This is a genomic window from Actinomadura bangladeshensis, from assembly GCF_004348335.1.
Taxonomy (GTDB): domain Bacteria; phylum Actinomycetota; class Actinomycetes; order Streptosporangiales; family Streptosporangiaceae; genus Spirillospora; species Spirillospora bangladeshensis.
Map to the genome: position 1 here is coordinate 1 of NZ_SMJW01000198.1, position 15094 is coordinate 15094.

The following is a 15094-nucleotide window of genomic DNA, read 5'->3' on the forward strand; positions in this document are numbered from 1 at the left end:
GACGCGACCACGGAGACCGGCACGCCGCCGCACTGCGCAACCTGTTCAACCGGATGCTCGGCCAGCTCTACCACTGCCTCCAGACCAGGCAGCTCTACGACCCGATCAAAGCCTTCACCCCGCCCGTTACCGCAGCAGCTTGACGACTTAGCACCATCGGAGGTCTCATCCTGCCCCGGCGAGCCCTGGCTTCAGCAGGGGAGTCCTACGACGCAGAATGCTTGGGTGACCCGACCCAGAATCCGTGTGGCCGCCTACGTGATCAGGCTCTGCGTTGTCCCCGAACTCCTCGTCTTCGACCACGTTGGCATGCCTCAAGCCGGCACCCAGGTCCCTGCCGGTGGCGTGCTACCTGGTGAAGCACCAGAGCAGGCCGTCTTACGCGAGGTTCTCGAAGAGACCGGACTGCGCACCGCTTCCGTGATCGAACAACTTGTCGTGGAAAACAAGCCCCATCCCGACACCCGCCAGCCGCGCAGGACCACCTACTTCCATCTTCGAGCGCCCGCAACAGCGGCGGATACGTGGAATCACACGGTATGCGGCGATGGAGGCGACACCGGCCTGATCTTCGCCTGCCGTTTCCTGCCGCTACCGCTGACACGCCCGCTAGCTGATGATCAAGATGCCTGGCTGGGCTACATCGACCCCCTGTGGGCCACCGCGGATACTCGTCGTACGTGACTCTGAGGTCCGCCATGGGGTCCCTTATTGAGACGACCTCACGTTGAGTAGGGCTCGCATGGTCTCGGCTGGGGTCACGCAGCGAAAGCCGGTGTCGTCGTCGAGCATGTCTGCTGACGCATCGTTGAACGTGGCGGGTGCGCAGCGCAGGAAGGGGCTCGTGAACGCGCTGCCCTTCAGCTCGTAGCGGCCCGGCTCGGTCTCGGTGGAGCACCAGTCCCACGTGTTGCCGCACATGTCGTAGACGCCGTACGGGCTTACACCGCTGGCGTAGCAGTCAACGGGGGTCGTGCTGCGCTTTCCGCCCTCTCGGCAGTTGACCTTCGCCGGGGTCCGCTGGTTGCCCCATGGGTAGATCTCGCCTCGCGTCCCTCGGGCTGCCTTCTCCCATTGCTGGGCGCTGGGGAGGGCCTTGGCGGACCACTGGGCGTAGGCGTGGGGCGTCGTGCCAGGTGACGAACACAACTGGGTGGTTGTCGAGTCCCTCGGGGATGACGCCGTTCTCCCAGTGCTGCGGCGGCTTGTGGTCGGTCGCCGTGACGAACCGGGCGTAGTCGGCGTTTGTGGTGGGGAACACGTCGATGTAGAACGCCGGGTGTAGACGGGTTCGCTGTTCTCGCCCGCGAAGTAGACGCCGGCCGGGACGAGCGTCATCAGCTTCCCGTCGATGGGGTGTCTGACCTGGTCTTCGTCGCCGACGGGCACGTCCGGCTCTGACTCGGGGCTTGCTGGCTGCTCTGAGGACACGCCCGGATCTTGGGCGGACGTGGCCGGGCTCGTCAAGCCGATCATCTCGGCGAACCGTGCCTGCACGTCGGGGCTACAGGCGGCGAGGATGGTGTCAAGGCCCTGCTGGTTGATGGGGCGGGGCGTGACGTTCCCCTTCTCCCATCTGACGATCATGCGTTCACTGACGCCGAGTTCTGCGGCGAACTCCACCTGGCTGACGCGCTTGGCGTCCCGTAGGGCGCGGGGCTTCCTTACCGGTCCAGCGTGAGACTGTGGGGGGCATGTCGGGTTCTCCGTAGCGGGGCGGTGCTCAGACGGCTTCGGCGGGGATCTCTTCGTATTCCTTGCGGAGAGTCGCCAAGATCGGGTGCGCGTCTGGGAACTCCACGTCGTTGATGGCCGTGATCGCTCGTACGCCAATGGCGGTGTTGGTGGCGAACGCGGCTTCCATGCGTGGTAGGTCGGAGAGGTTGACGGGGCGAAGGGATGTCGCGTCGTGCACCTGGTGGAGTAGGCGCATGGTCACGCCTGGGAGCACTTCGGCGTTGGGCCAGATGACTTGCTGTCCGTCGTAGAAGCCGATGTTCCACGTTGCGCCCTCGGACACGTACAGCTCCGGGTCGGTGAAAACGCAATCGTCGAATCCGTCGAGTTGGGCGTTGCGGCGGTGCCATAGGGCGCCGAACAGACCGACGTGCTTCTGTTCGGGCAGCTCGCGCACGTAGGGGACGGATTGCACCCGCATGGGGGCCATCGGCCATGCTCCGGACGGCCGGGTCGTGACGAGTATCTTCGGCTCGGCTTGGGCTCCGGGGTGGCCTAGCTCTAGGTCGGGGTCGTAGATCGTCACGCGGACGACGAACGCGCCGTCTCGTCCGGCGGTGGCCTGTCGGACGTAGTCGCGGACCTGTTGGCGGTCCAGCTCCTGGCTGAAGAGAACGCGGCAGTCTCGGACGAGTCGCTCTAGGTGGTGCGAAAAGCCTCTGATGTGCTGGTCTTCCATGCGCATCGAGGTGAAATGACCGTAGTTCACCAGAGCTAGCGCTTTGAGCTCATCCGGGGTGACAGGTACGCCGTTGAGTTCAGCCATGGGGCTCAGTCTGTCAGTAGATATGGGCTGCTCACATGGCCGGGTGCAGGACAAGTTCAGTGCTGCGTCGGTGTCAGGACATGGGAAAGGCGCGGTCGACACGACACCGTGGTTGGCATGAGCGGTCGTGTGCGTTCGGAAGACAAGGTGGTGCGGCTCGCCATGCCGCGTCTGCGCGGCAATGACTCGGGGCGGGCCGGCGGGCTGACCGAAAAAGAGCCTCAGGTCCTTCTCGCGGTGCTCGCCGAGGTCACTGCGGAACTCGATGAACTCCACGTCCGGACACGGCAGATCGCGGCTCGGCTTCACCGGGCCGGTACGGCGTCCCCGGTCCACGAGACCGGGGCGGCCTGAGACCAACGACTTCAACTGAGGAACCCTGCGATGGAAACGCTTGCGCACAACGATGACCCGGTGCTTCGTCGGCTCCAGGAGGAGTTCACCGGACACCGGATCTGGCGGGCTCGGCGCTGGGACGGGCGTCTCGGCGACTGGGTCGCCACGCTGCACGACTCGGCCGCGGGCGTCGATGCGACGGTGATCCGGTCGGACTCGGCGGCGTTGCGTGAGGCGCTGGTGCAGGAGCGGCAGCGTGCGGGGCGTCCGGTGTTGAAAAGGGCCTGGTGATGGTGGCGTGGACTCCCCGGCCATCACCGGATGGGGCCCCGTCCCTGCGCTGGGTGGGGCGGTCCTGGGGGCTGAGGCGGCGCGGCGGGTGCCTATCTCCCCGGATGCACTGGCCGCGCTGCCTCGGCCGTTTACTGCGCGACTGCTGCTCAACCGCTTGGCCGGGCGCTGCGGCGGCGCGGGTGGGGGTGGAGGAGCACCGTTACGCCGAGTCCTTGCCCATGCTGCGGGTGCACTTCCCCGATGTCGCGGGCCGGGGTGAGAGCGTGACCGTGACCGGCGCGGGCGGCGGGTGGTGGTACCGGTCCAGTACCGGGGAACTGCTGGCGCCGTGCTCTGATGTGGACCTGGCTGTCCTGCGGGTGATGACGTCGCTAGATCGGTGGATCGCGGCGGCAGGCTCGTCCTGGAGGACGGAAGGGGTTCTGATGGACGCCGGGGCGGCCCTCGCCGAGATCTCGGACCGCTTCGGGGTCACGTGCTGGCGGGGGCACTACACGCGGTCATTGTGGGCGCTGGTGCGCTGTGACCGTGGGTGGCGGCTGGTTGAGGCGGCGTCGGTTCGAGAGCTGTCATGGCCATCACGCATCCTGACGGGTGGCCGGGGCCGTGACGGCCGTACGGCATGGAGGAACGGTGGGGCACCGTGGGTTCCTGTGCCGTGCGGTCGTCGCTTTTCGTGGGTGGGCGGGATGGTTGGCGACGTTCGGCTTAGAGGTCCCTCGGTTGTGCAGATGAGCCCGGTGTGTCGCTGAAATCAGCTGATCAACTAGGCCGACGGCTCTGGGCACGCTGGGTCCGGCACAGCGGGGTCCGAACCGCGCCTACTGCCGAGGACCGCAGCATCATCTCGACCGATGCCTACCTCGTCCGGGCCCTGCACGGCCGGCGAGCTGTGCTCGCATCTCGGACGTAGCGGACGCTCGTTGTCACCGCGTCCGCCATGATCGCGGACGGTCCGGAGTGATAGAAGATCTTGAGGGTAGGCTCGCGAGGTGGCGATCAGGGCGCTGACCTTGGGAAACGGTGGAGCGGGTGACGGGAATCGAACCCGCGCTGTCAGCTTGGGAAGCTGAAGTTCTACCATTGAACTACACCCGCGTGGGGCGCTGGGGGCGCCGCCATGCTGTGGATACTGTACCGGATCGCCGGGTGAGGTGCTGCCTGAGATCGCGAGGTGCTGCGGAGGGCCAGTTCCCACGTGGGATAGCGTTTCGGCGTGCTGCTCTCCGATCGTGACATCAGGGCCGAGCTCGAGTCCGGGCGGGTGAAGATCGACCCGTACGAGCCCGGCATGGTCCAGCCGTCCAGTGTGGACGTGAGGCTGGACCGGTACTTCCGGGTGTTCGAGAACCACAAGTACCCGCACATCGATCCGGCCGTGGAGCAGCCGGATCTGACGCGGCTGGTGGAGGTCGAGGCCGAGGAGGCGTTCGTCCTGCATCCCGGGGAGTTCGTGCTCGCGTCGACGTACGAGGTGTTCGGGCTGCCGGACGATCTCGCGGCGCGGCTGGAGGGGAAGAGTTCGCTGGGGCGGCTCGGGCTGCTGACGCACTCGACGGCCGGGTGGATCGATCCCGGGTTCAGCGGCCATGTGACGCTGGAGTTGTCGAACGTGGCGACGCTGCCGATCAAGTTGTGGCCGGGGATGAAGATCGGGCAGATGTGCCTGTTCCGGACGAGTTCGCCGGCGGAGTACCCGTACGGGTCGGCGAAGTACGGGTCGCGGTACCAGGACCAGCGGGGGCCGACGCCGTCGCGGTCGTACCTGAACTTCCACCGGACGAAGGTGTAGCTCATTCGTTACCTGAATGTGATGAAAACACCCAAAAGATGAAACATGTTCTCTGGGCGGGTAGTTTCGGGTGACGCACAGGTACGGCGTCCGGTTGACAGCCTCTTTTGAGGTCCAGGCGCCCAGGGCGACCCGTTTCCGCGCATCGACGTGGGAACCCGGAAGGAGATCGTGTCAGTACTCCGCGCGGAAAGCGTCACCAAGCTCTTCGGTCGTAAGACGGCAGAGGCACAACGGAAACTGAAGGCGGGCGCCGATCTGAAGGCGGTCCGCGACCTCGGTGTGACACCGGCCGTGGTGGACGCCTCGTTCGAGGTCCGCCAGGGTGAGATCTTCGTGGTCATGGGCCTGTCGGGGTCGGGGAAGTCGACCCTCATCCGGATGCTGAACGGGTTGCTCGGGGTCACGTCCGGAAGCGTCGAGATCGACGGGCAGGACATCGCGAAGATGTCGCCGAAGGCGCTGCGGACTCTTCGGCAGAACAAGATCAGTATGGTCTTCCAGCACTTCGCGTTGTTCCCCCACCGGACGGTTCTGGCCAACGCCGCGTATGGGCTCGAGGTCCGCGGCGTCGCGAAGGAGGAACGCGAGAAGAAGGCCCGCGAGTTCCTGGGACTGGTGGGTCTCGAAGGCTGGGAGGACAAGCTTCCCGGCCAGTTGTCGGGCGGTATGCAGCAGCGCGTCGGGCTTGCGAGAGCGCTCGCTTCCGGGACCGACATCATCTTGATGGACGAGGCGTTCAGCGCCCTGGACCCGCTGATCCGCCGGGAGGTCCAGGACCTCCTTCTCGACCTGCAGGGCCGTTTCGGGAAGACCATCGTCTTCATCACGCACGACCTGAACGAGGCCATGCGCATAGGAGACCGCATCGCGGTGATGCGCGAGGGCCGGATCGTGCAGATCGGCACCGCCGAAGAGATTTTGACCGACCCGGCGAACGACTATGTCGCCCAGTTCGTCGCGGACGTGGACCGTACCAGGGTGCTGACGGCCTCGTCCGTCATGGAGAATCCGCTGGTCACGGTGCTGGCGTCCACGGGTCCGCGGACGGCGCTGCGGACGATGCGCGAGCACCAGACGTCGGCGGCGTTCGTGATCGGACGCGACCGCAAGCTGGTCGGCCGGGTCCGCGCCACGGTGATCGCGGACGCGGTGCAGGAGAACGTCCAGAAGCTCGACGGGCTGATCGACCTGGAGGAGCCGGAGCCGGTGGCGCCGGACACCCCGGTCGCCGACCTGTTCGTCCGCTGCGCGGAGAGCGACCTTCCGGTCCCGGTCGCGGACGAGGACGGGCGGCTGCTCGGCGTCATACCGCGGGTGACGCTGCTGGCGGCGCTCGGCGCGATCAACGCGAACGTGGAGGACGTGGTCGAGCAGGAACCGGAACTCGCGCTGGCGAAGGAGGGCGGCGACGGTGAGTGACGCGATCGAGCTGCCCCGGGCGCCCGTCGGAGAGTGGTTCGACAACCTGGTGACCTGGTGCACCGACAACCTGTCGTGGCTGTTCGACGGGATCGGCTCGGCGATCGAGTGGTCGGTCGACTCCCTGACGAGCGTGCTCGGGTTCCTGCCGCCGCTCGGCCTGACCGTGGTGCTTGCCCTCATCGCGCTGGCGATCAGCGGCTGGAGGCTCGGCCTGTTCACCGTCCTCGGCTTCGTGCTGATCGACAGTATGGAGCTGTGGGACGCGTCCATGGACTCGCTGGCCCTGGTCCTGGTGTCGGCGGTGGTGTCCACCGCCCTGTCCATACCGATCGGCATCGCGGCGGCGCGCAGCGACCTGGTGAGCCGGATCGTCCGGCCCGTCCTCGACTTCATGCAGACGATGCCGGCGTTCGTCTACCTGATCCCGGCGATCTTCTTCTTCAGCATCGGCTCCGTGCCCGGCGTGGTCGCGACGGTGATCTTCGCGATGCCGCCCGGGGTGCGGCTGACCGAGCTCGGCATCCGCGGGGTCGACCCGGAGATGGTGGAGGCGGGCGAGGCGTTCGGCACGCCGCCGAACCGGATCCTGACCCGCATCCAGATCCCGCTGGCCATGCCGTCCATCATGGCGGGCGTCAACCAGCTGATCATGCTGTCGCTGTCGATGGTCGTCATCGCGGGCATGGTCGGCGCGGGCGGCCTCGGCGGCGTGGTGCTGGAGGGCATCAACCGGGTGGACGTCGCGAAGGGCTTCGAAGGCGGCATCGCCGTCGTCATCCTGGCCATCTACCTGGACCGCCTCACCGGCGCCCTGGGCGAGGGCCCCAGCATGCTCCGCGCGCTGTTCGCGCGCGGCACGGCCACCCGCGGAGCGGCCCCCCGCGACGTGGCCGCCCCGACCGCCGACCTCGTCGGCTGAGCCCGCCGGACGGCGGTCGGCGGGCAGCCGGCGTGCACAGGCGTCCACAGGCGCCGGCGAAGGTCCCGCTCCCCCCTACCTCTCACTGATGCAGGACGACGAAAGGATGGGCATGCGTTTCAAACTGAAGGGTCTGACGGTCGCGGCGTTGGCGCTGACGCTCGGCCTGAGCGCCGCCGGGTGCGGCGACTCCGACTCGGGTGGGGGTGACGACAAGGAGATCACCATCGGCATGGTCTCGGGCTGGGCCGAGGGTGAGGCCGCGACGGCGCTCTGGAAGCGGCTGCTCACCGACAAGGGCTACAAGGTCGACGTCAAGACCCTCGACACGGGCCCGCTCTACGCCGGCATGTCGAAGGGGGACGTGGACCTGTTCCTCGACTCCTGGCTGCCCGGCACCCACGAGGACTACTGGAAGCAGTACGGCGACAAGCTGGAGAAGGTCGGCGCCTGGTACGACGCGGCGCCGCTGACGATCGCCGTCCCGGACTACTCGCCGCTGCAGTCCCTCGAGGACCTCAAGGGCAAGGGCAAGACGTACGACGGCAAGATCGTCGGTATCGAGAAGAGCTCCGGCCTGTACCGGGTGTCGCAGGAGAAGATGCTTCCCGCGTACGGCCTGCAGGACGAGTACAAGGTGACGACGTCCTCGACGGCGGCGATGCTGACCGAGCTGAAGAAGGCCATCGACGCCAAGCAGGACATCGTCGTCACGCTGTGGCGCCCGCACTGGGCGTACGCGAAGTACCCCATCCGCGACCTGAAGGACCCAAAGGGCGCGATGGGCAAGCCGGACACCATCTACACCGTCGCCCGTGAGGGCTTCGGCAAGGACCAGCCGGACGTGGCCGGCTGGCTGAAGAAGTTCAAGATGGACGACAAGCAGCTGGGGACCCTTGAGGACCTCATGGAGAACGAGTTCAAGGGCAACCCCGACGCGGCCGTCGACAAGTGGCTGAAGACCAACCAGAGCTACGCGACGTCCCTGACGAGCTGACGCCCGCAACGCCCCGACGCGAGGGCCGTCCTTGACGGTCCGACCGTCTCGGAGCAGTTCCTTTAGCGGAGGAAGGGCCGTCCGGTGATCCCGGGCGGCCCTTCGCCGTGCGCGGGGGTCATCCGGCGAGGCTGACGCTGAACAGGACGGCCACGATCCCGAGCCCGGTGGCGCAGAGCGTCATGACGCGCGGGTGGACGCTGTGCGCCTCCGGCAGGATCTCGGCGGCGGCGAGGTACAGCAGGACGCCGGCGAACGTCCCCAGGTAGGGCCCGAGGACGGCCTCCGGGACGGTCGCCAGCGTGCCGATCGCGGCGCCGGCCACGGGCGCGGCGGCGTCCGCGAACAGCAGCAGGACGGCGGGACGGCGGTCGGCGCGGTTCAGCGAGGCCGCGGTGAAGGTGTTGAACCCGTCCGCGAAGTCGTGCGTGACGACGGCCAGCGCGACGAACACGCCGACCTCGGTGCCGGACTGGAACCCGAGGCCGATGCTGAGGCCGTCCACCAGGCTGTGCAGGACGAGCGCGGACGCCGCGACCAACCCGCCCGCACCCCCCTTCCCTTCGGGGCCGCCGCCGACGCCGTGCGTGTGGACGTGCGGCGCGTACTCCTCCTCGTGCGCCCGGTGGATCGCGACGGCCTGCTCGACCACGTGCAGCAGCACGAACCCGCCCGCGAAGCCGATCATCGGCGCGGGCACGCCGAGCGGGTGGTGGCGGGTCATCGCCAGCGACTCGGGGATGAGGTCGAAGGCGACGACGCCGAGCATGAGCCCGCCCGCCAGCCCGAGAACGAGGTGCAGCCGGTCGCGGATCCGCATCGCCGCGAGACCGCCGGCGAGCGTCATCACGAACGCGAGGACGGACACGAGCACGGCCATCCCCGTGTCTTACCAGGGTGTCCCCGTTCAGAACCTCATCGGTGCAAGTGCCGCCCGCCCGGCGCGCACCCGCGGCCCCGGGACGCGCCGAGCGGACGGACGATCATCAGAAGCCGTCGCCGTCGACCACGGCCCCGGCGGGCGGGCGGCGGACGTCCACCGGCGTCCCGTAGGCGAGGTACTCGATGCGGTTGCCGGGCCCGCCGTCCAGCCGCAGCACGTAGGGCTCTCCGCTCGTCGCGACCTGGATCTGCACGCCGGGGCCGCCGTCGAGGGTGAGGGCGGGCGTACCGGCGACCGTCCCGGCCGCGCCCTTCTTCCAGGTGCCGGCGGCCTTCAGTGCCTCCTTCAGCAGGGACGTCCGGTCCGTGAAGGCGGCCAGGTCCTTGAAGTCGGCGCTCTTCGCGGTCGTCCTGAGGTGCTTGCCGGCGAGCAACTGCACCGCGCTCTTCCCACCGATCTCCTGCAGGAACGCCTTGTTGCCCTTGATGTAGACGTCCTTGCCGATCCTGGTGATCTCGACGCGCTGCCTGCCCTGCTGGAACCATCCGGTCGCCTTCGCCGCCCCCGCGAAGCCGACGTCGAGCGCGACCTTGCCGTCGCCGTCGTCGATCTGCCCGCGCATCCGCAGGTAGCGCGCGGACGCCGTCGCTTTGCGGGCGCGCGACAGGATCTCGGCGGGCCGCAGCTTCTCCACGCCATTGGACGCCGCGGCGGTCGCGCCGGCGGACGGACGCGCGGGCGCCGCCGCCGTCTTCGACGTCGTCGCGGCGTCCTCGGCGGGCCCGCAGGCCGCGCCGGACGCGAGCGCGAGGACGATCACGGCCGACACTCCGCCGGCCCGCAGTCGATGCTGAGGCATCCGCTGTTCCCCCTTTTACCTTCATGGGACATCGCCCTGGATGTCCGGAAAGAGGCTGTCGCAGGCGGATGCGGGATGACTGTCGTTATGCTGCGGTCACTGCGCCCCTGCTGCCGAACGACTGCCGGGGATCGGGGGGGACGGGAGGTGGTCGCGGTGCCGGGCGAGGGATCGTCACCGCGTTTCGAGATCCTGGGCCGGCCGACCGCCTGGCGGGACGGACGGGAGCTCGACCTCGGGCCGGGCAAGCAGCGGGCGGTCCTCGCCGTCCTGCTCCTGACGCCCCGCCGCCCGGTGCCGACGGCGTCGATCGTGGCGGCGGTGTGGGGGGACGATCCCCCCGACAACGGGGCGAACGTCGTCCAGAAGTACGTGGCCGGGCTGCGCCGCGTCCTGGAACCGGACCGCTCCCCGCGCACCCCGGGACGGCTTCTGACGCTCACCGCCGGCGGATACGCACTGCACGTCCCGCCGGAGGGCCTCGACACCGAGGTCTTCCAGGCACGCGTGAAGGCGGCGCAGGCGGTCGAGGACGCGGCGCAGGCCGAGGAGATGCTGCGCGAGGCACTGGCCATGTGGCGCGGCCCGGCACTGGCGGGCCTGAACGGCGCCTTCTTCGACGCGGCCCGCAACCGCCTGGAGGAAATGCGCGCAGCGGCCCTGGAAGCCCGCGCCGAAGCCGGCCTGGCCGCCGGCGAACACGCGCGCCTGGTGTCCGAACTGCTCCGGCTCGTCGCCGAGTTCCCGCTCCGGGAGGGCTTCCGCTACCTGCTCATGCTGGCCCTCTACCGCTCCGGCCGCCAAGCAGAGGCCCTAGCCGCCTACCGAGACGCACGCGACTTCCTCGCGGACGAGTTCGGCGTAGAACCCGGCGAACGCCTACGCGCCCTGCACCTGGGCATCCTCCGCTCCGACCCGACCCTGACCCCGCCCAGAAAGAACACCCCCACAACAACCTCGACTCCCATCACCACGCCCCAACACACCCCGCCGAAGCCGCCGCTCGACACCACACCACCGAACCCACTCCCCAGCACGACCGACCTGCCGCACACCGTCGCGGCGAGCGGGCCGCCGCACGGCGTCCAGCCGACCGACCTGCCGCACACCGTCGCGGCGAGCGGGCCTCCGGACGGCGTTCGGCCTACCGAGCTCGTGCACGGCGTTGCGGCTGGTGGGCTGCCGTATGGCGGTGCGGCGTCCGGCCATGGTCCGGGCGCGGCGGCGCAGGAGGCGTTCCGGGGTGGGGTTTCGGCTGAGTTGTCGTACGGCGCCCCGACGGTTCACGATGTTCTGCCTTCTGGTGCGGGGCCTCGGTCGGGGGTGGTGGGGCCGCCCTCGGTGGTGAGCGGGCGGCGGGTTTCGTGGCTTTTGCGGGCTGTGCTCGTGAGTCTTCCGCCGCTCAGTTTCGGGCTGGTCGCCTGGGCTCTGGTCGCCTACTTCGCGGCGCGGCGGCGGAGTCGGGGGCTTGCGGGGATGGCGGTTGGTTATCTGGCGCTGTCGATCGTCTTTCTCGTGGGCGCCACCAGCGGCGATCCCGAGCGGAGCAGCCCGTGGGACGGGCCGCTCTTCTTCGCGCTGCTGGCGACGATGTTCGGCGGGGCGGTGCACCTCGCGCTTCTCACCGCCGAATCGCCGGGCGGCGTGCCCGTGGTGAACGTCCAGTTGATCGAGCGGAGGGCTCGGCGGGACCAGGCGCGGTCGCTGGCGGCGCACCACCCGGTGATCGCCCATCGGCTGGGCATCGGACGTCCCGACCTGGCGACCGGGTTCGATGACGGCGGGCTGGTCGACGTGAACTCGGCACCCGAGCACGTGCTCGCCACTTTGCCCGGGTTGGACGCCCACCACGCGAAGCTCATCGTGCTCGCCCGGACGGCGCACGGGCCCCTCGCCTCAGTGGACGATCTCGTGGCCCGGCAGATCCTGCCCTACCAGGTGGTGCACGCCGTCCGCGAGATGATGATCGCCGTCCCGCCGCTGCGGGATACCGAACTCGTCCTCTGACATGAAAGGACCCCGGGCCGTGCGGCCCGGGGTCCCCTTCGCGTGCCGTGCTATTCGGCGGCGACGGTCTCCTTCTCGGGGGCGCGTCCCTCGCCGCCCTTGATGGAGCGGATGAGCAGCTGGGAGACGTCCACGACCTCCAGCGACTCCTTCGCCGCGCCCTCGTTCTTCTTCTCGTTGATGGCGTCGCCCAGCATCACCAGGCAGAACGGGCAGGCGGTGGAGACGGTGTCGGGGTTGGTCTCCAGCGCCTCGTCCACGCGCTCGGTGTTGATGCGCTTGCCGATGCGCTCCTCCATCCACATCCGGGCGCCGCCGGCGCCGCAGCAGAAGCCGCGGTCCTTGTGCCGGTGCATCTCCTGCGTCTTGACGCCGGGGACGGTCGCCATGATGTCGCGCGGCTGCTTGTAGACCTTGTTGTGGCGGCCCAGGAAGCAGGGGTCGTGGTAGGTGATGTTCTCCTCGATCGGGGTGACCGGGGTGAGCTTGCCGGTGTCCACGAGGTGCGCGAGCAGCTGGGTGTGGTGGACGACCTCGTAGTTCCCGCCGATCTGCGGGTACTCGTTGGCCAGGGTGTTGAAGCAGTGCGGGCAGGTCGCGACGATCTTCTTGACGCCCGCGTCGTTCAGCGTCTCGACGTTCTGCTGGCCGAGCATCTGGAAGACGAACTCCATGCCGAGGCGGCGGGCCGGGTCACCGGTGCACGCCTCCATGGGGCCGAGGACGGCGAACTTGACGCCCGCGATGTGCAGCAGCTCGGCGACGGCCTTGGTGGTCTTCTTGGCCCGGTCCTCCAGGGCGCCGGCGCAGCCGACCCAGAACAGGTACTCGGTGTCCTCGGAGACCTTGTCGTCGACGACCTCGACCTCGAAGTCCAGCTCCTCGATCCATTCGAGGCGCTTCATCTCAGACATGCCCCACGGGTTGCCCTTGTTCTCCAGGTTCTTGAGCATGACGCCGGCCTCGCTCGGGAACGAGGACTCGATCATGACCTGGAAGCGGCGCATGTCCAGGATGTGGTCGATGTGCTCGATGTCGACCGGGCACTGCTCGACGCACGCACCGCAGTTGGTGCAGGACCACAGGACGTCCGGGTGGATGACGCCGTCGTCGCCGACGAGCTCCTTGTCGACCTGCATGGCGAGCTTCTGCTCGTCGGTGAACGCGCTACGGGCTTCTTCTGATGCGGTGAGGTACGGCGCCTTGGCGAGCGCGTGGTCGCGCAGCTCCAGGATGAGCATCTTCGGCGACAGCGGCTTGCCGGTGTTCCAGGCGGGGCACTGCGACTGGCAACGACCGCACTCGGTGCAGGTCGCCATGTCGAGGAAGCCCTTCCAGGTGAAGTCCTCGATCTTGCCGCGGCCGAAGACGTCCTCGTCGGGGTCGGCCTCCTCGAAGTCGAGCGGCTTGCCGCCCGACATCATCGGCTGCGCGGCGCCGAGGCCGTCCGGGCGGCGCTTGAACATGACGTTCAGCGGCGCCAGGAAGATGTGCAGGTGCTTGGAGTGGACGACGAACACCAGGAAGACCAGCGCGACGCCGATGTGCAGCAGCAGGCCGACGGACTCCAGGATCTCCAGCGTGTCGTGGCTCATGCCCTCGAACGGCCGGCCGACCAGGTAGGAGAAGTACGCGCCCTTGCCGTAGGGCAGGTTGCCGCTGGCCCACTCGACGCCGCGGAAGAAGAACATCGTCCAGATGACGTTGAAGATCAGGAACAGCGTCCACCAGGCGCCGGACAGGTGCGAGCCCTTGAACCGGGACTTGCGGTCCAGCCGCTTCGGCGAGTTCTTGAACCGGATCGCGGTGAAGGTGATCAGGCCGGCGGTGCACGCGAGCGCGATGGTGTCCTGGACGAAGCCGATCGGCGGCCAGGTCTGCAGGCCGGGGATCTTGGCGTCCAGCCCGAACAGCAGCGCGACGGCGGCCTCGATGTAGACGGTCAGCAGCAGGAAGAACGCCCACATGACCGCGAAGTGCGCCATGCCCGCCAGCGTCCACTTCAGCAGTTTGCGCTGCCCCAGGACCTCGACGGCCTGGCCTTCGACGGCCTTCTTCGGCTCACGCTTGACCTGCAGCGTCCGCTCGGGGTCGGGCTGCCCGCTCATGGCGGTCTTGTACAGGAACAGCACCCGCCGACCGGCGAGTGCCAGAGCGACCGCCGTACCGGCGAGCCCAATGACCAACGTGATCCAGAACACTGTTCCGTCCTCCTGGGGTACGGGCGATGGCAGTCAGCGTAGGGCTCGCGACAGACTGCACGTCATCCGGGCCCCGAATACTACTCGGTAGTAGCTTATGCGTCACACGCCCTGGTCAGAACCGTATTCGCTCCCTTCCCAGGGCGCTGCGGCGCCGAACCGGGGCTGTGTCGTCCGTCATACCTTAGAGATCCGGGTTCCGATGAGTATCGGCGGGTTCCCGAGTCCATACCACAAGGGCGGCGCCCGTCCAGGGCGGTCCCGTCCACCGGTACAGCGAACGGAGGACCTGAGATGACCCCGATGCCCGACCTCGCACCCGCGTCCCGGCGCATGGCCGCGCTGCTCGCGAACGTCCCCGACCACCGGCTCACCGCCCCGACGCCCTGCGCGGACACCTCGCTCGGCGCGCTCCTCGACCACGTCAACGGCCTGGCCCTGGCCTTCACGTGGGCCGCGACGAAGAACTTCCCGGACGGCGGTTCGCAGCCGCCGTCCGCCGACGCGTCCAGCCTCCCCCCGGACTGGCGCGCCCGCATGCCCGAGCGGCTCGACGCCCTCGCCGCCGCCTGGCGCTCGCCCGACGCCTGGCAGGGCATGACCAAGGCGGGCGGCGTCGACCTGCCCGGCGCGGACGCGGGCAACGTCGCGATGAACGAGCTGGTCGTGCACGGGTGGGACATCGCCCGCGCCACCGGCCAGCCCTACGAGGTCGGCAAGGAGGAGATCGACTCCTGCCTCGCCTTCGTCGCCCCGGCGGTGGAGCAGAGCGGCGGCAAGGGCATCCCCGGCCTGTTCGGCCCGGCCGTCGACGTCCCCGCCGACGCCCCCGGCCTGGACCGCCTCATCGCCCTGACCGGCCGCACCCCCACCTGGAC

General features: G+C 68.7%; 12 protein-coding genes, 1 tRNA gene and 5 pseudogenes. 10 read left to right on the plus strand and 8 right to left on the minus strand.

Going from position 1 to position 15094, the window contains the following annotated elements:
* Positions 1-143: pseudogene (locus E1284_RS43295) on the plus strand (IS110 family transposase); the annotation flags it as partial.
* Positions 144-246: 103 nt separating this feature from the next.
* The gene (locus E1284_RS29660) at positions 247-684 is read left to right on the plus strand and encodes an NUDIX hydrolase (protein WP_243714824.1); all 438 of its coding nucleotides are present in this window, start codon (positions 247-249) and stop codon (positions 682-684) included.
* Positions 685-708: 24 nt separating this feature from the next.
* Here the strand turns inward: E1284_RS29660 and E1284_RS44125 are convergent, their stop codons facing one another.
* The 4 genes and pseudogenes from E1284_RS44125 to E1284_RS29670 form a co-directional block, all read right to left on the minus strand.
* Complete coding sequence (locus E1284_RS44125) at positions 709-1149, minus strand: formylglycine-generating enzyme family protein (protein WP_424923511.1); 441 nt, start codon at positions 1147-1149, stop codon at positions 709-711.
* 34 nt (positions 1150-1183) lie between these two features.
* Positions 1184-1261, minus strand: a pseudogene (locus E1284_RS44130) (hypothetical protein); the annotation flags it as partial.
* A 296-nt stretch (positions 1262-1557) separates the two neighbouring features.
* Positions 1558-1833, minus strand: a pseudogene (locus E1284_RS44135) (helix-turn-helix domain-containing protein); the annotation flags it as partial.
* Positions 1724-2503 (minus strand): aminotransferase class IV family protein, encoded by a 780-nt coding sequence (locus tag E1284_RS29670; protein WP_131943463.1) that lies wholly within the window; start codon positions 2501-2503, stop codon positions 1724-1726. The gene E1284_RS29670 and the pseudogene E1284_RS44135, both read right to left, overlap by 110 nt.
* A 117-nt stretch (positions 2504-2620) precedes the next feature.
* Here E1284_RS29670 and E1284_RS29675 point away from each other — a divergent pair, with 117 nt between their 5' ends.
* A complete protein-coding gene (locus E1284_RS29675) occupies positions 2621-2857 on the plus strand; it encodes a hypothetical protein (protein ID WP_131943464.1) in 237 nt (78 codons plus the stop codon).
* A 30-nt stretch (positions 2858-2887) separates the two neighbouring features.
* Positions 2888-3130: a hypothetical protein gene (locus tag E1284_RS29680; RefSeq protein ID WP_131943465.1), complete on the plus strand. Its 243-nt coding sequence runs from the start codon at positions 2888-2890 to the stop codon at positions 3128-3130.
* Between the two features lie 1027 nt (positions 3131-4157).
* Here the strand turns inward: E1284_RS29680 and E1284_RS29685 are convergent.
* Positions 4158-4231: transfer RNA gene (locus E1284_RS29685), tRNA-Gly, on the minus strand.
* Between the two features lie 118 nt (positions 4232-4349).
* Between E1284_RS29685 and dcd the strand changes: the two genes are divergently transcribed.
* The 4 genes and pseudogenes from dcd to E1284_RS29705 all read left to right on the plus strand — a co-directional run bounded on the left by dcd (position 4350) and on the right by E1284_RS29705 (position 8266).
* Positions 4350-4925 (plus strand): dCTP deaminase, encoded by a 576-nt coding sequence (gene dcd, locus E1284_RS29690; protein ID WP_131943466.1) that lies wholly within the window; start codon positions 4350-4352, stop codon positions 4923-4925.
* Positions 4926-5096: 171 nt separating this feature from the next.
* A pseudogene (locus tag E1284_RS29695) lies at positions 5097-6263 on the plus strand (quaternary amine ABC transporter ATP-binding protein); the annotation flags it as partial.
* 244 nt (positions 6264-6507) lie between these two features.
* Positions 6508-7164, plus strand: a pseudogene (locus E1284_RS29700) (ABC transporter permease); the annotation flags it as partial.
* 217 nt (positions 7165-7381) lie between these two features.
* Positions 7382-8266, plus strand: coding sequence for a glycine betaine ABC transporter substrate-binding protein (locus tag E1284_RS29705; RefSeq protein WP_131943468.1), 885 nt, complete (start codon positions 7382-7384; stop codon positions 8264-8266).
* Between the two features lie 118 nt (positions 8267-8384).
* On the opposite strand, the gene E1284_RS29710 is transcribed toward E1284_RS29705, so the two are convergent.
* Together E1284_RS29710 and E1284_RS29715 are read right to left on the minus strand one after the other, a co-directional pair.
* Entirely contained in the window at positions 8385-9146 is a 762-nt protein-coding gene (locus E1284_RS29710) for a ZIP family metal transporter (protein ID WP_131943469.1), read from the minus strand.
* 106 nt (positions 9147-9252) lie between these two features.
* A complete protein-coding gene (locus tag E1284_RS29715) occupies positions 9253-10008 on the minus strand; it encodes a hypothetical protein (protein WP_131943470.1) in 756 nt (251 codons plus the stop codon).
* A gap of 156 nt (positions 10009-10164) precedes the next feature.
* On the opposite strand from E1284_RS29715, the gene E1284_RS29720 reads away from it, so the two are divergent.
* The gene (locus E1284_RS29720; protein ID WP_207924026.1) at positions 10165-12015 is read left to right on the plus strand and encodes a BTAD domain-containing putative transcriptional regulator; all 1851 of its coding nucleotides are present in this window, start codon (positions 10165-10167) and stop codon (positions 12013-12015) included.
* A 50-nt stretch (positions 12016-12065) separates the two neighbouring features.
* On the opposite strand, the gene E1284_RS29725 is transcribed toward E1284_RS29720, so the two are convergent.
* On the minus strand, positions 12066-14216 hold the full coding sequence (locus E1284_RS29725; protein WP_131943472.1) for a (Fe-S)-binding protein: 2151 nt from the start codon (positions 14214-14216) through the stop codon (positions 12066-12068).
* Positions 14217-14510: 294 nt separating this feature from the next.
* Here E1284_RS29725 and E1284_RS29730 point away from each other — a divergent pair.
* On the plus strand, positions 14511-15094 hold a 584-nt coding region (locus E1284_RS29730; protein ID WP_207924027.1), incomplete at its 3' end, for a TIGR03086 family metal-binding protein.